The sequence below is a fragment of the Exiguobacterium antarcticum DSM 14480 genome (genome assembly GCF_000685865.1).
GTDB classification, from domain to species: Bacteria; Bacillota; Bacilli; order Exiguobacteriales; family Exiguobacteriaceae; genus Exiguobacterium_A; species Exiguobacterium_A antarcticum.
Window position 1 is genome coordinate 690,096 of record NZ_JMKS01000003.1, and the last position, 16,670, is coordinate 706,765.

9 protein-coding genes are annotated in these 16,670 nt (G+C 30.6%); 2 read left to right on the forward strand and 7 right to left on the reverse strand.

Annotation, left to right across the window (positions count from 1 at the left end; genetic code table 11):
- Positions 1 to 467: 467 nt before the first annotated feature.
- The 6 genes from P404_RS0104540 to P404_RS0104570 all read right to left on the reverse strand — a co-directional run bounded on the left by P404_RS0104540 (position 468) and on the right by P404_RS0104570 (position 13,294).
- A complete protein-coding gene (locus P404_RS0104540) occupies positions 468 to 1,763 on the reverse strand; it encodes a 5-methylcytosine restriction system specificity protein McrC (RefSeq protein WP_026830091.1) in 1,296 nt (431 codons plus the stop codon).
- Entirely contained in the window at positions 1,756 to 4,188 is a 2,433-nt protein-coding gene (locus tag P404_RS17335; protein WP_034774269.1) for an AAA family ATPase, read from the reverse strand. The genes P404_RS0104540 and P404_RS17335 overlap by 8 nt, the downstream gene beginning before the upstream one ends.
- Positions 4,189 to 4,358: 170 nt before the next feature.
- Entirely contained in the window at positions 4,359 to 5,894 is a 1,536-nt protein-coding gene (locus tag P404_RS17340; RefSeq protein WP_034774032.1) for a UvrD-helicase domain-containing protein, read from the reverse strand.
- A complete protein-coding gene (locus tag P404_RS0104555) occupies positions 5,887 to 7,632 on the reverse strand; it encodes an ATP-dependent nuclease (protein ID WP_026830092.1) in 1,746 nt (581 codons plus the stop codon). The genes P404_RS17340 and P404_RS0104555 overlap by 8 nt, the downstream gene beginning before the upstream one ends.
- Before the next feature lie 552 nt (positions 7,633 to 8,184).
- Complete coding sequence (locus tag P404_RS0104565; RefSeq protein ID WP_026830094.1) at positions 8,185 to 12,528, reverse strand: Eco57I restriction-modification methylase domain-containing protein; 4,344 nt, start codon at positions 12,526 to 12,528, stop codon at positions 8,185 to 8,187.
- Positions 12,521 to 13,294, reverse strand: coding sequence for an N-6 DNA methylase (locus tag P404_RS0104570; RefSeq protein ID WP_338083325.1), 774 nt, complete (start codon positions 13,292 to 13,294; stop codon positions 12,521 to 12,523). The genes P404_RS0104565 and P404_RS0104570 overlap by 8 nt, the downstream gene beginning before the upstream one ends.
- Positions 13,295 to 13,559: 265 nt before the next feature.
- Here P404_RS0104570 and P404_RS0104575 point away from each other — a divergent pair, with 265 nt between their 5' ends.
- Both P404_RS0104575 and radC read left to right on the forward strand, forming a co-directional pair.
- Positions 13,560 to 14,357 carry a hypothetical protein gene (locus tag P404_RS0104575; RefSeq protein ID WP_150111970.1) on the forward strand — a complete coding sequence of 266 codons (798 nt, stop codon included), beginning with the start codon at positions 13,560 to 13,562 and terminating at the stop codon, positions 14,355 to 14,357.
- 211 nt (positions 14,358 to 14,568) lie between these two features.
- The gene (radC, locus tag P404_RS17345) at positions 14,569 to 15,024 is read left to right on the forward strand and encodes a RadC family protein (protein WP_051590458.1); all 456 of its coding nucleotides are present in this window, start codon (positions 14,569 to 14,571) and stop codon (positions 15,022 to 15,024) included.
- Between the two features lie 96 nt (positions 15,025 to 15,120).
- Here radC and P404_RS0104585 read toward each other — a convergent pair whose 3' ends face one another.
- Positions 15,121 to 16,458, reverse strand: a complete 1,338-nt coding sequence (locus tag P404_RS0104585) for a hypothetical protein (protein ID WP_026830097.1) — start codon at positions 16,456 to 16,458, stop codon at positions 15,121 to 15,123.
- Between the last annotated feature and the right edge of the window lie 212 nt (positions 16,459 to 16,670).

The window sequence follows — 16,670 nt, forward strand, 5'->3', positions numbered from 1 at the left end:
ACACACCTCTAATGTTTTATCAGCTTTATTATAAAAGAATCTATACTCGCTAAAAAAATTCAAATCACAATATTCTAGCTTATTTTTACTATTGGCTAAAAAATATACTAACAAACAAATCACATCCTAGTTATTAAAGTATGATTCAAATTATTCTTTATACAATAAAAGTGTTACATCCATAACTTACAGGATGTAACACTTCTTTGAAATCCACTGATTTCGTCGTATGGAGACGGCGGGAGTCGAACCATTTGTCTCAAGGTATTGCTATATCAATATTTGCGGGGGCAATTAATTTTATTGACTACATTTTTGACTACGTAACAAACAATAAAGCTATTTGAATTTGATATAACAATGGCGTGAGTTAATAATTTGCATTTTTGCTATAAGCGACATTTTGCTACTAAGAATATAATAATTTTACTTTTAATTATCATCTGAAACAATTTATCCAGTAAGTATTAATTAGTAATATTGAATAATATCTGTAATAACTCTCTCTCCGTAGTTTCTCGGTCTACTAACGAGATTGAATATACACGTAAAAGAATGTCTTTATCTTCTAATTTCCAAGATTGTATAAATAAATCCTCACTTTGAATTAGCCCTGTTTCAGGATATAACAAGATACCTCTACTTGCATTTTTGTACCTAGTTAAATAAGCATACATTTGAAACATGTCTTCTCGTTTGACTCCAGAACGTCTTACTTCTTCTTTGTCAAAAATTTGCTTCCACTTTGTATCGATAATAATTTGATTGTCATCTCCAATTACTATATCTGGTTTTAGTTGGAATATATCACGATTTGTTATTTCATTTTTAAACAAACGATGTCTTTGATCTTGTATATAAACAGGCCGATCTATTATACCTTCTAATAGAATAGCAATATATGCTTCAAATAAATCGTTCATTTTAAAAATAATGACAAATGTATTTGTGGAACTATGATGTTGCATCGTATTAGTTTCATTTTGTAGAAATTGTTTCGCTAACTTAAATGGTTTCTCAAAACGTTTACTTGTTCGATTTAATTTTATTTCGTTCAATTGATGTTTTGTAAATATTTTATTTTCAACTGTATCTAATAAGTAATCAATTTGCTGCAATTGCTTTTTAGTTTCAAAGCTTCTAACCGTTTTAGTCAATAAAGATACTGCGCTTTTCAAAACTTGATTTAAAATATTATTGTTTATACGTTCCTCATACCTAACGGCTACTTGATAGGGCTTGTTATTTAATAGATTGTTTCGAATATGTTGTGCAACTAGTAGTTGCCCTTTTAATGAATTTGCATTTTCTTCTATTAATAAATACTCTTGCATAATTCCACGATGTAATTCTTTTAATAGAGTATCTGCAAAGTAATTTGCTAATATCTCTTTTAGTTCACCATGTTCTAATTCATTGGAAGCATAATCTACTATAATATCAAATTCGTAACATGTATTTATCATTTCAATTAAGGTAACTCTCATTTGCTTGTAATCATTTTGAGGAGAAATTTTCGGCAAAATTTCGAGTGCTACGTCTTGTACTTGTAAGTAACCAACGTAATTAATGATCTTGAACTTTTTGTCTCCCCATAATATCGCGTTTTGTTCTAATCCTAACTCGTTCCATTTCTCTTTAATATGCCACAACTGAGTTTCTGTAATCGTGTTATTGTCAAAATAACGTTCGCTGTCGACATCTTCAATAATTTCAATCCAATCGAAACTCTCCTTTACTCGAACTACTTTTACATTACTCATCTATAGCAACACTTTCTTTTATATATATATTTATTAACGCTTGAGCAGAAGGATCTTTTACGAGAGAATAAACTACTTTTTTTGACTGAATTTTAGCTGTCTTCCCAAATAACTCATTTGCATTTATTGTTTTTTTAGACAAGAAATAATCATTTTCATTACTATCGGAGTTTATTGCCCCCCCTAGTACTAATTCGATTTTTTCCCAATCATCATAAAAATATTCTTGTAACAATGGAATTATTTTACGTTGCATCACTTCAATCAATTCTGAAGAACTTTCTTTTCCAATAAAAAAGGCATGTCCAACTTGATGATCGCGGTCATATAAATACTCAATTCTTTGATTAATTTTTTTTAATAGACTTTGAACATCAATTCCTTCTACTTCTGTTAACACATCAGGTTCAGGCAGCATTTCTTCAAAATCAAATCTTCTACGTAGTGCAGTATCCATTAATGAGATTGAACGATCCGCTGTATTCATTGTGCCTAATATGTAAACATTTTTCGGTACAGAGAACTTTTCATTTGAGTATGGTAACGTAACTTCTAAGCCTTTAATTGTACCGTCATCCTCTACGTTAAATCGTTTGTCTTCTTCAATCAAAGTTATAAGTTCCCCAAAAATTTTAGAAATATTACCACGGTTTATCTCATCTATAATTAATACAAAGCGTTCTTCTTCGGCGTTTTTATTTGGTGTTATAAAATTTTTTATAGCTTCTATGTTCAGCTGATCTTTACCAAACGGATAAATGGACTGTTGTGAAAACCTTCTTGAATCTGTATTTGTCGCATTGAAAATGTGTTCAGCTTCTTCCTCATTACTGCTAATAAATAGCCATTCAACTTTTCTAAAATGATTATAAGGTATTTCCGTTTCCTCATCGTAGTAATAGTGACCAGTCACCTTTGCGATTGCTCTAAGCTTTAAATTACCTTTTGAAACAATTACAATATCACCGATTTGTAAGATATTTTTAAAGTTATTTACCATCTTGATGACACTATTGCTAGTATCATCCTCATACTCTCCAAATTCATTTGAAACATCTGTTAAATTATTTTTATTTGTAAAATCGATTCCACTCCCGTGCCCAAGCGCAATTAATTTATTTTCAATACAATAACGATATATTTTTTCACCTTCGATACTATTTGCTTTTCCTAAAGAAATTTTATAAATATCACTTTGATCAATATCTGTCGATGAAGAATTCGAAAGTTGATAACGACTCTTTGCTAATTCACAAATTTCTTTAAATACACCATTTTGAGGTGTAAATGGTGCTCCTTCTTTTTCAATATCACTGCGGAGGCCTTCTACAAAGTCTTCATAACTAAACGACTGATGGAACGTGCAAAATTGGATTTGTTTATTTTCGATATACATATGATAAGCTTCTTCATAGTCTTTGCGAGTACGTTCTACATCAGAAAAATATGGATTTACAATATTTACAGCCTTCTCAATGACTTTGTAAGTTTTTCCGGTGCCTGGCGGGCCATACAAGATTGTATTTTTAGGAAAGCTCATTTTTTCTACCTCATTCTTAAAATCATTATTGTCATTAAGATACTTTTGGATTTCATTTAATAAAGGATCTGATTCATCGTTTGCAGTTAAAAGTCTCGTTGAAATACCTTCTTGTAATTTCCCATTTAAACTTTGAAATTTCTCTTCTAAGATCTTCATTTTCATAAATTTACTTCCACGCCACGTTCGAAGTCTCAATATTAAATTTTCACCATCTAAACCTAAGTCATTACATGTCTGAACAATTTTTTGTAATGAATGTATGTCTGGTAATTCTCGGTATGTTAATGCGCTAGTAATACTTTTATCTGCTTTTCTATGTCTTGGAAAACCTAAAGCTAATTCATAAACTTCTTCATCATTTTCTGATTGTATGTAAATTGAATCATCTTTAAAAAAAGCTCTAGTAAATTTTAATTCATTACTATCCATCAATGTTCGAATGCAATCGCCAAATTCGATTGCTTTATCAATTTCAAGTAAATTATTATCGGTAAATTTTGTTCCTAAATAGTTCGGTAACTCTTTAAATTGAGGTAAAAATTCAAATGGTAGCATAAAAGAACTACTTGGGTTTTTACCATGTGTGTAACGATATCCTAGAACAGGTCTTTCATAAACTTCTGATACTTCAGCGATATGTGTCATCATTGGAGAATGAGTAATTTTCTCTCTTAAATAAGAATCTTTAATATTTTTCATTTTAGCTCCAACAACAATTGCTATTTTATCTCCAACTTTTTCAGGGAGTTCGAGATTATCTAACTTTCTTTGAGATTGTGTTAATTTAGTTATTTCATTGGGCCAATAAAAAACTCCCTTATTAATAAATGCTTCATATTCTTCGATCGTATTTGAAAAAAGTACAAAGTTTTGATGTCCCATAACTACCTCACATAATTTCATTATTTTTAAATTGACATAATAAACAGTAAATTTATTATAGATCATTTTATAATTTATATTTATTAATCCCTGACTAAGCTTTTGTCTCCATTAAAGCTGAATTCAGGAGTTGGATATCTTAGAGTGCTGAAAACACCTTTTAAATATAGTTACAAATCAATTAACTTAACTACTTTTCTTAATTGATCATCGGATTGTAATTTTTCGTCATCAACATATTTTATCAAGTGCTTCTTGTATCTATGAGTATTATCGATAATCACCATTTTATTTTTTGCTCTTGTGATAGCTACATAATGTTTATTTCTAGATTCTTCATTTAGAAGATCGTAGTCTCCTGCGAAAGCAACTACTTGATCAAATTCTAATCCTTTAGAGCCGAATACAGTCATTACTTTTAGGTGAGAATTGTTTCTTCTAAAACAAACTTCAAAAGCTGGATCAGAGAGAGTATCATACAAACTTTGCACTTCAGTATTACTTACCACAATATCGAATAATTTTTCAAATTCTTTAAATATCACTTGTAGTTCTTCCAATTTTACTTTTTTCTTAGAGTTTAAAGGCGTTAAATTTTTTTCATATTCTTTAATTGCTTCATAGTCATTATCAATTTTTAATGACTCACAGAAGTCATAAATTGAAAAGAAAGAATCAAAGTAAAACGCAGCAACTTGTTTTAATAAAAATCCATTCACCAAACTTTCATCAATTGGAGTCTTAGGTATAAATAAAAAATCGTATCCAATTTCTTTAGCACTCTCACAAAATTTCACAGCACTCGCATTAACATTAATTAGAACCGTAGTTTCTTTTTTTATGTCTAACTCCCCTGATAAAAATAGCTTCTTTAAACAATCTGCCCGTGACAATGCAGTTTTGCAAAGTACTATATTAGTTATTTTTTCTTTCGACTCAATAAAATACTCAGGATGATGTATAAGGTTTGCAAAATTTGTGATTTGTGGATGACATCGGAAATTATGAGTTAATACATATTTATCAAAGTCTCTAGATGTTAACTCTTTAAAAATATTCTTCCTAGCTCCTCTCCACATATATATAGCTTGTTTCTCATCGCCAACAATAAAGAGCTTTACACGCAGTTCTTTCTTTATAAACATAAATAATTCATGCATTTCAGTATCTGAGTCCTGATATTCATCTATAAACATCATAAAATACTTCGACTCAATGTACTGTCTAGCTGCTAGTGATTTTTCTAATATTACTTTTGCTAGTTCGAATTTGAAGTTTTTTTTAAGTTCGTACTTGTATGAACTTAATATCCCCTCATTCTTTAACCTTGTTATACCTTCGTCAAATGTATTCAAAACGGCATCATAGTGAACAACAAATTCACCATTAAAGTTGTGTATTAAGTCTGTATCTGAAATGAAGGGTCTAATAATTTCGAACTCTACGAAATTGTCATTGGTACTAACTACTATTTCTTTAACAGCAATGTTATTTTGTGCACGTTCCTTAATTTCTTTAGTAGCCTTAATTGTAAAAGTGATTGCCGCTATGGTTCTATGTGTTTTCTCAGCATCTAAAACTGTATTAATTTTCTCAATCATAATAGTAGTTTTTCCAGCTCCAGCACTTGCAGAAACTATGATGCTTCCTATATCATTTTCTAAAATTTCTTCTCTTATATCGATATCTATTACTGAGTTATTCATCACTTGAAAACTCCTTCAATACTTTAAACAGTGGATGACTATAAATCTTTAGGCAATCCTCATCTTCTAGTTGCTCAGCTAGATTTATCATATTTAGTAATTTTGCATTTTGCAGCCTTCTAATAGGATAGTCACCAAAAACATCTTCCATCTGCTTAGGTATAACATCATATAAATCGTTTTCTAAATCAATTTTAGAGAGATAAATGTTATTTTCATTGAATTTTTTAATTAGTGTTTTATTTCGTTTATAAAGACTTTTTTTCTCTTCTTTTATAATCTCTTCTTTTTTAGAAGTGATAAAATTACCATTAGTCGACCTGGCCGAACTAAAATCGATTTGAATTGCTTCTTTCTTTGTTTCATTTAATATATCAAGACATCTATTAAATCCTATAAGATCAAAAGTCGTATTCTGGTTTCGTTTAGATTTTAAATCATTGTCAGTTTTTACGAAACATTTTATATTTAATGCAGTTAAAATTTTAACATAAGGTCTAAATTTTATACCATCTACTTCTAATATGTATCCACCCTCTAATTCATATATAGGATTAGACACATTGAGAATTCTTTCGAATAGCACTCTTTCAGATGGCCCTTCAATTAAAAGTACTCTATCTGCAAACAAAGACTTGGCTAAAGCTTTGTTTAATTCTTTCTTTAAATTTCTATACTCTGCATCAACTTTATAAACAACAGAAGTACAATTTGTTTTATTTTTTGAATAGACTCTTATTAATGCTGCCTCGTCCATTTCATATAATAACTCTGAAGAATGGGTCGATAAAAAGAAATACTTATATACGTCTAAGTTAAATAATTGATGTGATAAGGCTATTTGCATAGATCTATGTAAGCTATTCTCCGGTTCTTCAATTAAATAAACGGTTATTTTATTCGATTTTAAACTTTTTGTAATATGATTCATCATAGAATATGCAATTATTTTCTTCCTTCCATCTCCGGAAGTAGGGTATAAGTTATCATCGTTATTTTTTTTTATATATGGAGTTAAATCATTGAAGTAACCTTTAATGGCCATTTCTGATTTTAATTCTATTTTTATCTCTTCCTTTTTTAATTCTTGGTACTCCTTGGTTAACATTAGTTGAAAGTTTTTAATAATATTCATTTCACCAATTTTATCGTTTAAATCACTTGATAAACTTTTAATTTCCTTAGAGATTTTAATGTCTTCTTCGTTCAATTTTGATTCGTTAAATATACTCCGTCTGTTCTTTTTAAATATCTGCTCAAGATTAATAGCAGGATCAAGATATACTACTTTAAAAATTTTATCTAACTCCGAAAAAACTCCATTAGAAGGAATAGGAGATAGATCTGTCGGGTTGTTCCCCCAGAATAAAAATGGTTCACCAATATCTTCATTTAAGTTAAACTTACTTTTTACCAAAAAATAGAATGAATCTAGATTATCATTGCTTCTCTCTTTCCCTACTTTTGATACCAAGAATTGGGTGTCTTCAGATTGTTTATAGTCTTTTAGACTAACTTCCAATTGTAGTGTTATTTCATTATCTATATTGCGTTGGAAAAAATCAGATTCTTTAAATCCATCTTTCCGAATGTCCTTATCTAACAAAAAACGTATAGCAAAAAGAAAATTAGTTTTACCTACATCATTCATTCCAAACAAGACATTTTGATTAGTCAAATCAACTTTAACTTCTTCAAAGTTTCTAAAGTTCTTTATAACTAAACTTTTAAACTCCACATTTTTCATCTCCTATAAAAAGAATAAGAGAGTATCAATAATTAACTTTTGATACTCTCTCGAAAAATACTAAATAAAATGTTATTTGCAGTAAATGTTTGTAACTTCTCTAAATTCTGATTTAAAACGTTCTCTTTTAGTTGGTTTCTGAGATAAAAACTTAAACCTGCATAGATTAACTTCTTTACCTTCAGCCAGATTTATTAAAGGTTTAACATTTTTTAGCTTCAGAAGCATATCTTCCTTCCACTGATCACTATAAAATAAAAATTCACCCTTTGTTTCAATTATTAACTCGAATAACTGATCGTATTCTTCTAAGTAAAGGACGAAATCAAGCATAAAACTTCTCACTCCACCAAACTCTACAAATCTTAACTTTTGTTCATTTCTTATTAAACAAACGTTTGTGTTTTGAGATCAATTAAATAGAAGAAACTCTGAATGCCAATCCATTTAAATACTTTCACTTCAATTGAACCAATTTGAACCAACATGATAAATATAAGATGTTAGTTGAATACAACAACAATAATCGATGTCTTGCCTAACTTATTCCATTCGTCTTACATTATCTTCAATGAACTGAATTTCATTCTGGCTCAAACTATATTTTTTATATAGCTGATTATCAATTTCAGATATTGATTTTGACCAATTGATATCCGATTTGTCGGTAAAATTTTGAACAGGAACTTTTGACCACTTATCTCGAGTATTCTCTTGGGTTATTTTTAACACGCCTAACATTGCTCTTGCGAATTTGCTCTTAATGTATTTCAAAACTGACTCTGCTTCATATTGTGTTGAAAATCCACCAATTGAAAGAAAAGTTTCTGTAGCCCCAACATTGGGTTCTAGAATTAATGGCGAACTTATCACTTCGCCGAATGTCCCACTTCCACTAGCTTTGGGTATAATCACTTTATACTCCTCGAAACTACTTGGAGCGTCCAGATATCTTTTATCCATCCAATAATACACACGCCGGCTATTTTCAAGTCCTAAAATGCGTACAAACTCCCCTTCATGCTGAGGCATATCTTTGAAAAAAATCACGTCTTTCAGCAGCTTGAATACGCCTGTACCAATGTCATTCTTATGACCCTTAGACTGAATACCCTCAATTTCAGGATAATCTTCGTGTGCAGTTTTCGTTAATTTATATACGCCTCGACCTGAAATTAAAAGATCCAATGTTTTTAAAGTAGCGGGAGTTACTTTATTCAAAATTGAATTTAATTCATCATAAACTGTAAAAATCCCAATTTCTTTAAAGGTTTTTCCCTTGTCTCTATACGTTATAGCAATTCCGCCTTTAATATCAGTATTAGGAAATACCTTTGAGCTATCCTCGAAATAATTAACAACTTTTAGATGTTTATCAGATAACATTTTCATATTCCATGATCTTGGAGTACTTCCGGCATTATATAAAAAGCGCCCTGGATGAATCATTTCTACTTTATCAGCTAGTTTATAAGACTCCTCCAAAAACTTGTGGTAAATTGGTGGCGCATAAGTTTTATTATCACCTATTGTTTCATCTTGATATGGTGGATTTCCTATTATTACATCAAATTTCAAATTATCATCTCCAAACGCTTTGTAAATATCTGTTTTTAATTTTTCTCCACTAGCTAAAATCATTGTATCGACTTCTATTAGGTTTTTTGTGGAAACATCTATTACATCATTATAGATGAAATTTTTAACAATATTATATATGATTTTACTTGGCGCACATGCGTATACTTGATTTTCTAATATCCACTTGATACGTTCTTGTTGATCCGGGATTTGTTCTTGCAATCCATCGTTTAATTTCTTGACTATCTCTGTAATAAACAAACCGCTCTTTACATATAAGTCAGCAAATTTTATTGTTTTGTTAGAAAATATATCTGGGTTTTCTTCTTCTAATATATTAACCATTTTTTTAACTACTCTTTTTGGTGTAAAAATTTGATTTGTTTTTTGTGGAGGAATGTAATCGAAAATATCCTCTTGCAAACTATCATCAAAATAATTGGCTAAACGCTTTTTAGTATCTAAAAACTCACGAATACTTGCATTAAAAACTATTTCATTGAATAAACCATGAACGACTACCGTATTACCTTTATCATTCTCATATGCAAAACCATCTCGAAGCTTTTTGAACTCTTCTTTTGTGATACTTGTAAGATTTTCAAAGGTAGCGTCATCAATATTCTTTTCAAAGTTTTGTAATCTTGTCTGATCATCCCCGTAAGCCATTAAAAATGCAGGAATTGTACGTGCAAATCCTCGTAAATGATCCCGAACATCATCTTCTGTTGTTTTCTTTTTCTTTTCTTCTACTTTTTCTATTTGTTCTTCTACAATTGTATGAATCGTCTCTTCTACTTCTTTATTTATTTCTTCAGTAAAAGTCTTTTTTATTTCTTTCCTTTTCTCTTCATATTGTTGAGTTACAACCTGCAACGTTTCTTCATTATTTCCTTGTAAAGCGTCTACTTTTTTCTGTTCATACTCTCTCTCTAAATCTTTTACTTGATTTGTCAGTGCTAAATGTTTATCAGTAATCATATCTTCTAATGTTACATGAACCGTTTTCTTTATATCCTCTGTTTGTCCTTGATTTAATTTGAAGTTATCTTTCAACTTATCAAAACCATTCGCAAATGATTTCGTTATATCGCCGGCTAAAGCTATGATCGATTCCCTTTGTTTTTCTTCAGCTTCGTCAATTGACTTAGCTACCTCTTCTATAACTTCAATCGGTGCATATATTTTTTCGCCAAATATATCTTTTGATTTACCAACTACAACCTCTTTCGGTATTCTAACTTCTCCTTCTTCGTCTAAATATGGATCTGTCACTTCCAGTTCACGCGGCTTCTCTAATCTTTTATTTTTTTCTGGTGGTATTTTATCCAATATTTCTTTAAATGGTGAATCACCCGAGAAAATACCCGCTATGTTAGCGAAAAGTAGGTTGCTCATAAAGCCTCTCTTCACTACTTCTCTTGACGTAATACGTGTTGGAATTGCAAGGACTTCAGAAGCATTAATTTCATGCATCGATCCGTCTTCATCTTCTGCAATAACAGGGAAAAAATTTAATAGCTTTTTAATCTTACTTTTTCTTTCGCCGCTTGTTTTTGAAGTATCACTAGTCAAATTATTCGCTAAATCGTCATATAAGCGTAATGTTCTGTCTGGGGAAAAATCAAATATATACGCATTTTCTTTACGATATAACCTTCCATCCTGTTCAAATTCATATGGATTTTGTGATCTAAATGCTGCCTGAAAGTATAAACTAGGCGATTCAATATTATTTAACATAAATACTGCCGTCCACTCAGGTATAGTCACACCTGTCGTCAATTGGCCTACAGAAAGCGTAATTGTTTTATCATGTTTTTGTATTGCTTCACGCACTTTATCAAAACTTTTTGTATTCCCTTTCACATCCAGCGCTTCTGCTTCTAAGTCCTCACTTATACTTACTCCATCTCCTGCTGCAAGTATCACAGTGTAATCTTTAAATGTCGAATGCTGTTTTAATAGTTTCTCCAAAGCTTTCGCCGCTTTTACACGTGGAAGTAACCAAAATGTATGGTTTAATTCACTTCGATATTGACTCTCTGAAAAAGGGAATTTCCCTGAGGACAAATTATCCAAGAACCTTATAACACTGTTTTCATATTCAAATTGTCCATTTTCTTTCACACGGAAAAATTCATTTAAATCAAATGCATAATCTACATTTGTTTCGTTTTCAATTTGCAAACCCGCTGTTACTTCATCTTCTATCATTTTACTCATTTGATATGTAAATAAATTTAATGTTGGCAAATTTTCATATGGGTTACTTCCGATAGCCGGATCCCAGTTTTCTTTAGCTTCCTGTTCATCTACGTATGACCAATTAAAAATTTGCTCTTCATTAAATTTATTATTTGCTATTGCCTTAAATGGGGTTCCAGATAAATGTAATGTGAACTTTCTTTTGATTTGATTGAATGCCCTATCCGTCTTTTTAGTATCAATTCCCTCATGTGCTTCGTCGACAACCAATACATCCCAGTCTAAACCAGCAACCCATTCTAATTTATTGTAAGGACCTCCAGCAAATTTCGCTCCTTTTAAATCCTGTAGAGATATAAATGCAATTTGTGATGGATTTGAATAATTTGTTGTATCAAGATGGTCTATGTACTGTTGTCTCGACATTGCTTTACCGCTTAATGCATCCGTTTCAGAAACGAATTTCATATGCGGTTCTTGCCATGCAATATACTTCTGAAAATCATCGAACCAAGAGTTGGCAATCGCTGGTCTATTCGTTACGATTAATACATTTGTTGTCTTTAAATTACGGATAAAATCGTACGTAGTTAATGTTTTTCCAAAACGTGGCTTTGCATTCCATAAAAACTCTATTTCTTCGCGATTACTATGATAATACTCGACTGTTTTTTCAACAGCTTGTTGTTGTTCATTCCGTAATACATAATCAAATTTATCATCGGTAATTTGTATTTCTTCATAGTCACGATTAATAAATTTATCTGTTAATTCTTCAGCTTTTTCAAGTGTTTCATTAAAATAAAACCATTCATCAGCTCGGCTGTTGAAATCCTTTCTTTCAATCCCATTCAATAGTAAAAAGCGATGAAGCTCTTTATCACGAAACCATTTACCATTTGATTTCCTAGCTAGTTTTTCAAACAATATATCCGGATTTAATCCCGCTGTACCAACTTGTTCAAAAACTCTTGTAGCGGCATCTCGTGTTGTATCTCCTATTTTCACGTAGCCGTCATGAGTAGGAACTTCAGGTAGAGTGTAACCGTAGACTTTATATTCGATTTCTTTAAAAGGCTTAATTATAGTTTTATCCATCAATTTCTGCCATCTCCTCTTTAAATACATCGATTATTTTAACGGGTAAATATTGCATTTCTGTTCGCTTCTCTTCCGGTAACTCTATATTTTCATCCAGAAAATCAAAAATATCTATTTGCTCTGGTTCATTTTTGGGCTGTCGTAAAGCTTTACCACTTTCTTTTTGTGTCTTTTCAAATATCTCATTAAGTGTATATTCTGTTCTTTGAACCTTTATATTTTTAGTCGTTTTTCTTAAATTAAGAGGCATCCATTCACTAAATACTAATGGAGTACCATCTACTGCCTCATGCGTTAGAAAGTTACCATTTCCAATATTTAATGAAATAATTTTTTTAGCGCTATCTAATACTTTACGATTCATATTTCCATTATGTTTTTTAATTTGTTCTTTATAATAGTCATAGTATTTTTGAAACATATTCATTACACATATTTGCGCATTATCCTCTAATAATTCAATCCCATAAAGCGTTGACAGAGAGAGTAATGAATAATTTTCATACTGAATTAAATCATTATTATACTCATTTGATACCATATTTAATTTTCTATCGAGTATCTCTATTAAAAAGGCTCCTTCTCCAGCGGCTGGCTCTAAAAACGTTGTAGTAAGATTTTCACAAGCCTCTTTAATTTCAGGTATATTTAGCATCTGATTTACAATTCTTTTTGGCGTAAATACCTCACCGTGTTTTTGAACACGTGCTTTACTTTTTATTATTAGTTCTGTCAAATAAACATCCCCTATTGCAATCTGAATCTATTTTATCATATAGAAGCCTAAATTTTTCCGACTTCTTAATAGTCATCCAGAATTACTATACTTTTATCATAAAAATCTTATCGTGATTGCATTTTCGAGCATCTTATCACTTTATACTTTTAAAAAACAATCGGTGTTTTTCCGTTTTGTAAGTTGATATTTTTTTCAGAATTTCAACAATATTTCGCATTTTATTTACTACTTTGTATTTATTTCCAAATATTTTAATGAGATAATATGCTAAAAGAAAGGTGTGAATAAAATGTCAGCATTGTTAAATTATATCTATTCTTCTTTTAGAAATAACCCGCAAAAAAACGCTTTTATTAGTAATCCTCCTGGACCTGCTATCTTGTTATGGTCTAACAGACAAACCCACCCACAATTATCAGGAATCTCTGTGGTGAGTGAAAAACCAATAAATACACCAAGTACAAATCAACAAATATCTACGAACTTAATATCAACCATTGTGAATGACATTAGAAAAAACACTTCGATTCCATTTTTATCCATTGAATATGATTTTTATGACCCTAATCATCATAACCATACACTTCTAATTAATGGCCAACAGCATAATGTAACTAATGGAGGGAATCTTATTGCTTCAACATTTAGTCTTCAAATCAGTTCTGCGCCTCAAAAAGCTATAAATAGTTCTGCATCTGTTAAAGATCCATTCCATTTGTGGTCAAGTAATCTATTCAGTGGAACAAGTGTAATGAAAATCGATTTGGATTTGGTAATAGTCAATATATCTAACAATACCATTTCAAGCATGGTTGAAGTTAAAAGAAGTGGTATAACTAATTTTAATGCTTGGCAGCCTTATCAAATTGACTATAGTAATTATGCCATGATGTTTTCATTATCTGATGCTTTAAATATTCCATTTTTAACAATTCATCATAATGAATTAAAAGCTAATGTTATTAACCCTAATAAAATTGTTAATCTATACACCTATACTCCGAATTCATCAATGGATTGGCAAAGTTTTAGAGGTTTTAGCAATCGACAACAAATCTCTGCTCAGCAGGCAGTAAGTCAATTATAAATGACCATTTTTTTGATGTCTGCGGACCATAAGTCCTATTCTTTTTAATTACTGCTAATTACTGTCATAAATGACTAAGGGTTAATCTTGTTTTTCTGCATACATAACAAACTCATTTATATATTATTTAATTGAAACAGCCATAGCAGCTCCTTGCAAGGGAGTGCTATGGCTGTTTCTTAATATTTAATTATAAAAAGGAGTTGAAGTTATGGAAGGTAATATTGCTGCAAAACGAGTAAATATCGTACAGGTTAAACTGGTTCGAGAAAAAACTATTTTATATAAAGATCGCCGAATTAGCTCACCTCAAACTGCTTACAATCTTTTTACAGAAATCTTAGGAGATGTTGATCGGGAACACTTCATAGTAATGTGTCTTGATATTAAAAATCAGCCAACTTGTATTCAAACTGTTCATATCGGGAGTTTAAACGCCAGCATTGTGCATCCCAGAGAAGTTCTAAAGTCAGCTCTACTTAGTAATTCTGCCTCTATAATTGTGGCTCACAATCATCCTAGCGATGATTGCACTCCAAGCCCTGAAGATATATCAGTTACTAAACGGTTAAAAGAGGCTGGTGAAATTATTGGTATAGAATTAATGGATCATTTAATTCTTGGCACTGATTCATTTATTTCCTTAAAAGAAAAAGGCTATATCTAAAAACTAAATTAAAAACTTACGCTATCAACCTACCATATAACTAGCTCTGCTTATGTACAAGTCATAAGCTAATAACCTCATAGATGAAGTGGGTGCTTAAAGCACCCCATCATCCTTAAGTGTTATATGTCCATATACTGCTGTATATGCATAATAGTAAAACTCTTTATATACAATATCCTTAGTACTTGCAGTTGGAATATCAATAATTTTAATTTCGTTTTCAATTTTATTAATTTTTTTTCGATAAGGATCCTCTTTCACTAATTCCCTATATATTTCGAGACTTTTTATAGTAGGTTCATTTACTTCTAAAGAATTAAATCGACTGTTTGTCATTATTGAACTCTTTAACTCATCAATACAGTCCTCATAAAATGTATTAAATATCTCAATAAAATCATCTTGTAATATAACCCTGCTGTTCATAAAGTTTTTCATGAAAAAGCTCTTAATTAATAACCCTTTAAAATTGATAAATTTGACTTTCGACTCACACCTGTTTTTTTTGAATGCAAACCGGACATCCTTAGAAATATTACCATAGTCTTCCATGCTATATGAATTATATGCTGATGCAAACTTTAATTTTTTTGATATATTTTTAGCTAGTACATGTACATCATAAAGATTTGTAAACTGATTAAAGAAGTAGAAATTTAAAGATTTATTCAAATTATATTTTGTATTATTAAGTAAAAGAATATAACTGTCTAACAATACTTGAGAATCGCTAATAGTAGATATATCTTTGTTAACTTCTTCAGAAAACACCGGATAGTTTCCTGATAGCTTTTTCAATTGAAGTTTGTGCAAATTATTTAGTGGTTCACTAAATGTTTTATGTGATCTATTTCTGCTATGAGTCAATACTAGAGCATAAAAAACAATTAAATCTCTAGGCAAGGATACACTACCTAGATTTTCATTTTCTTCTACTTTGTATATTATATTTTCTATGTCTTGGTTATTGTCAGAAAGCTGAGTAAGATAACTTTTTAGATTTCGCACGAAATCTTCTTGGTTATTCGCAAAAATGCTTTCAAACTCTTTATATAAACTAGAGTCCCAATCTGCATTTAATCCAATTTCAAGTGCGGTTTTTGCTAGTAGTGAAACTTTAACATCGGATTCCAGACTCTTTAAAAATTTTTTGAAAAGCTTTTCATTATTCTTTAACACATCATTTTTTATATACCTTAAATATAAATTCTCATTTAAATTTATACACCACTTATTTTCTCTGAGTTCCCAAACGATATTGAAATCTTCTGCCTCAATATCATTGATATTTACATCCCCTACGGATTCCTTCTTTTTTATCTCCCAATCAGCACGAGAGTCATTGTCAAATACTCCTTCAAGTTCCTCCATAACTCTTTTACTAATTCGTTCAGATAATTCATCCAACGTTAAAGATGCTTCTAATTTCATCCGATTTCCCCCCCTTGTGTTCATTTTTTCTGAAAGTTCATATAGATTCATGTTTTAAAATTATGTACGAAATTCAGAAATAGTAAGCTCAAAACCAGTATACATTAAGTGACTTGAACAATTTGAACTTCTGGAACACTAGTAACACCATTACTCTTTGTTGTACACGTAATCTAAGATAGGAACACAGATGTCTCAAGCTGTTCATAGTG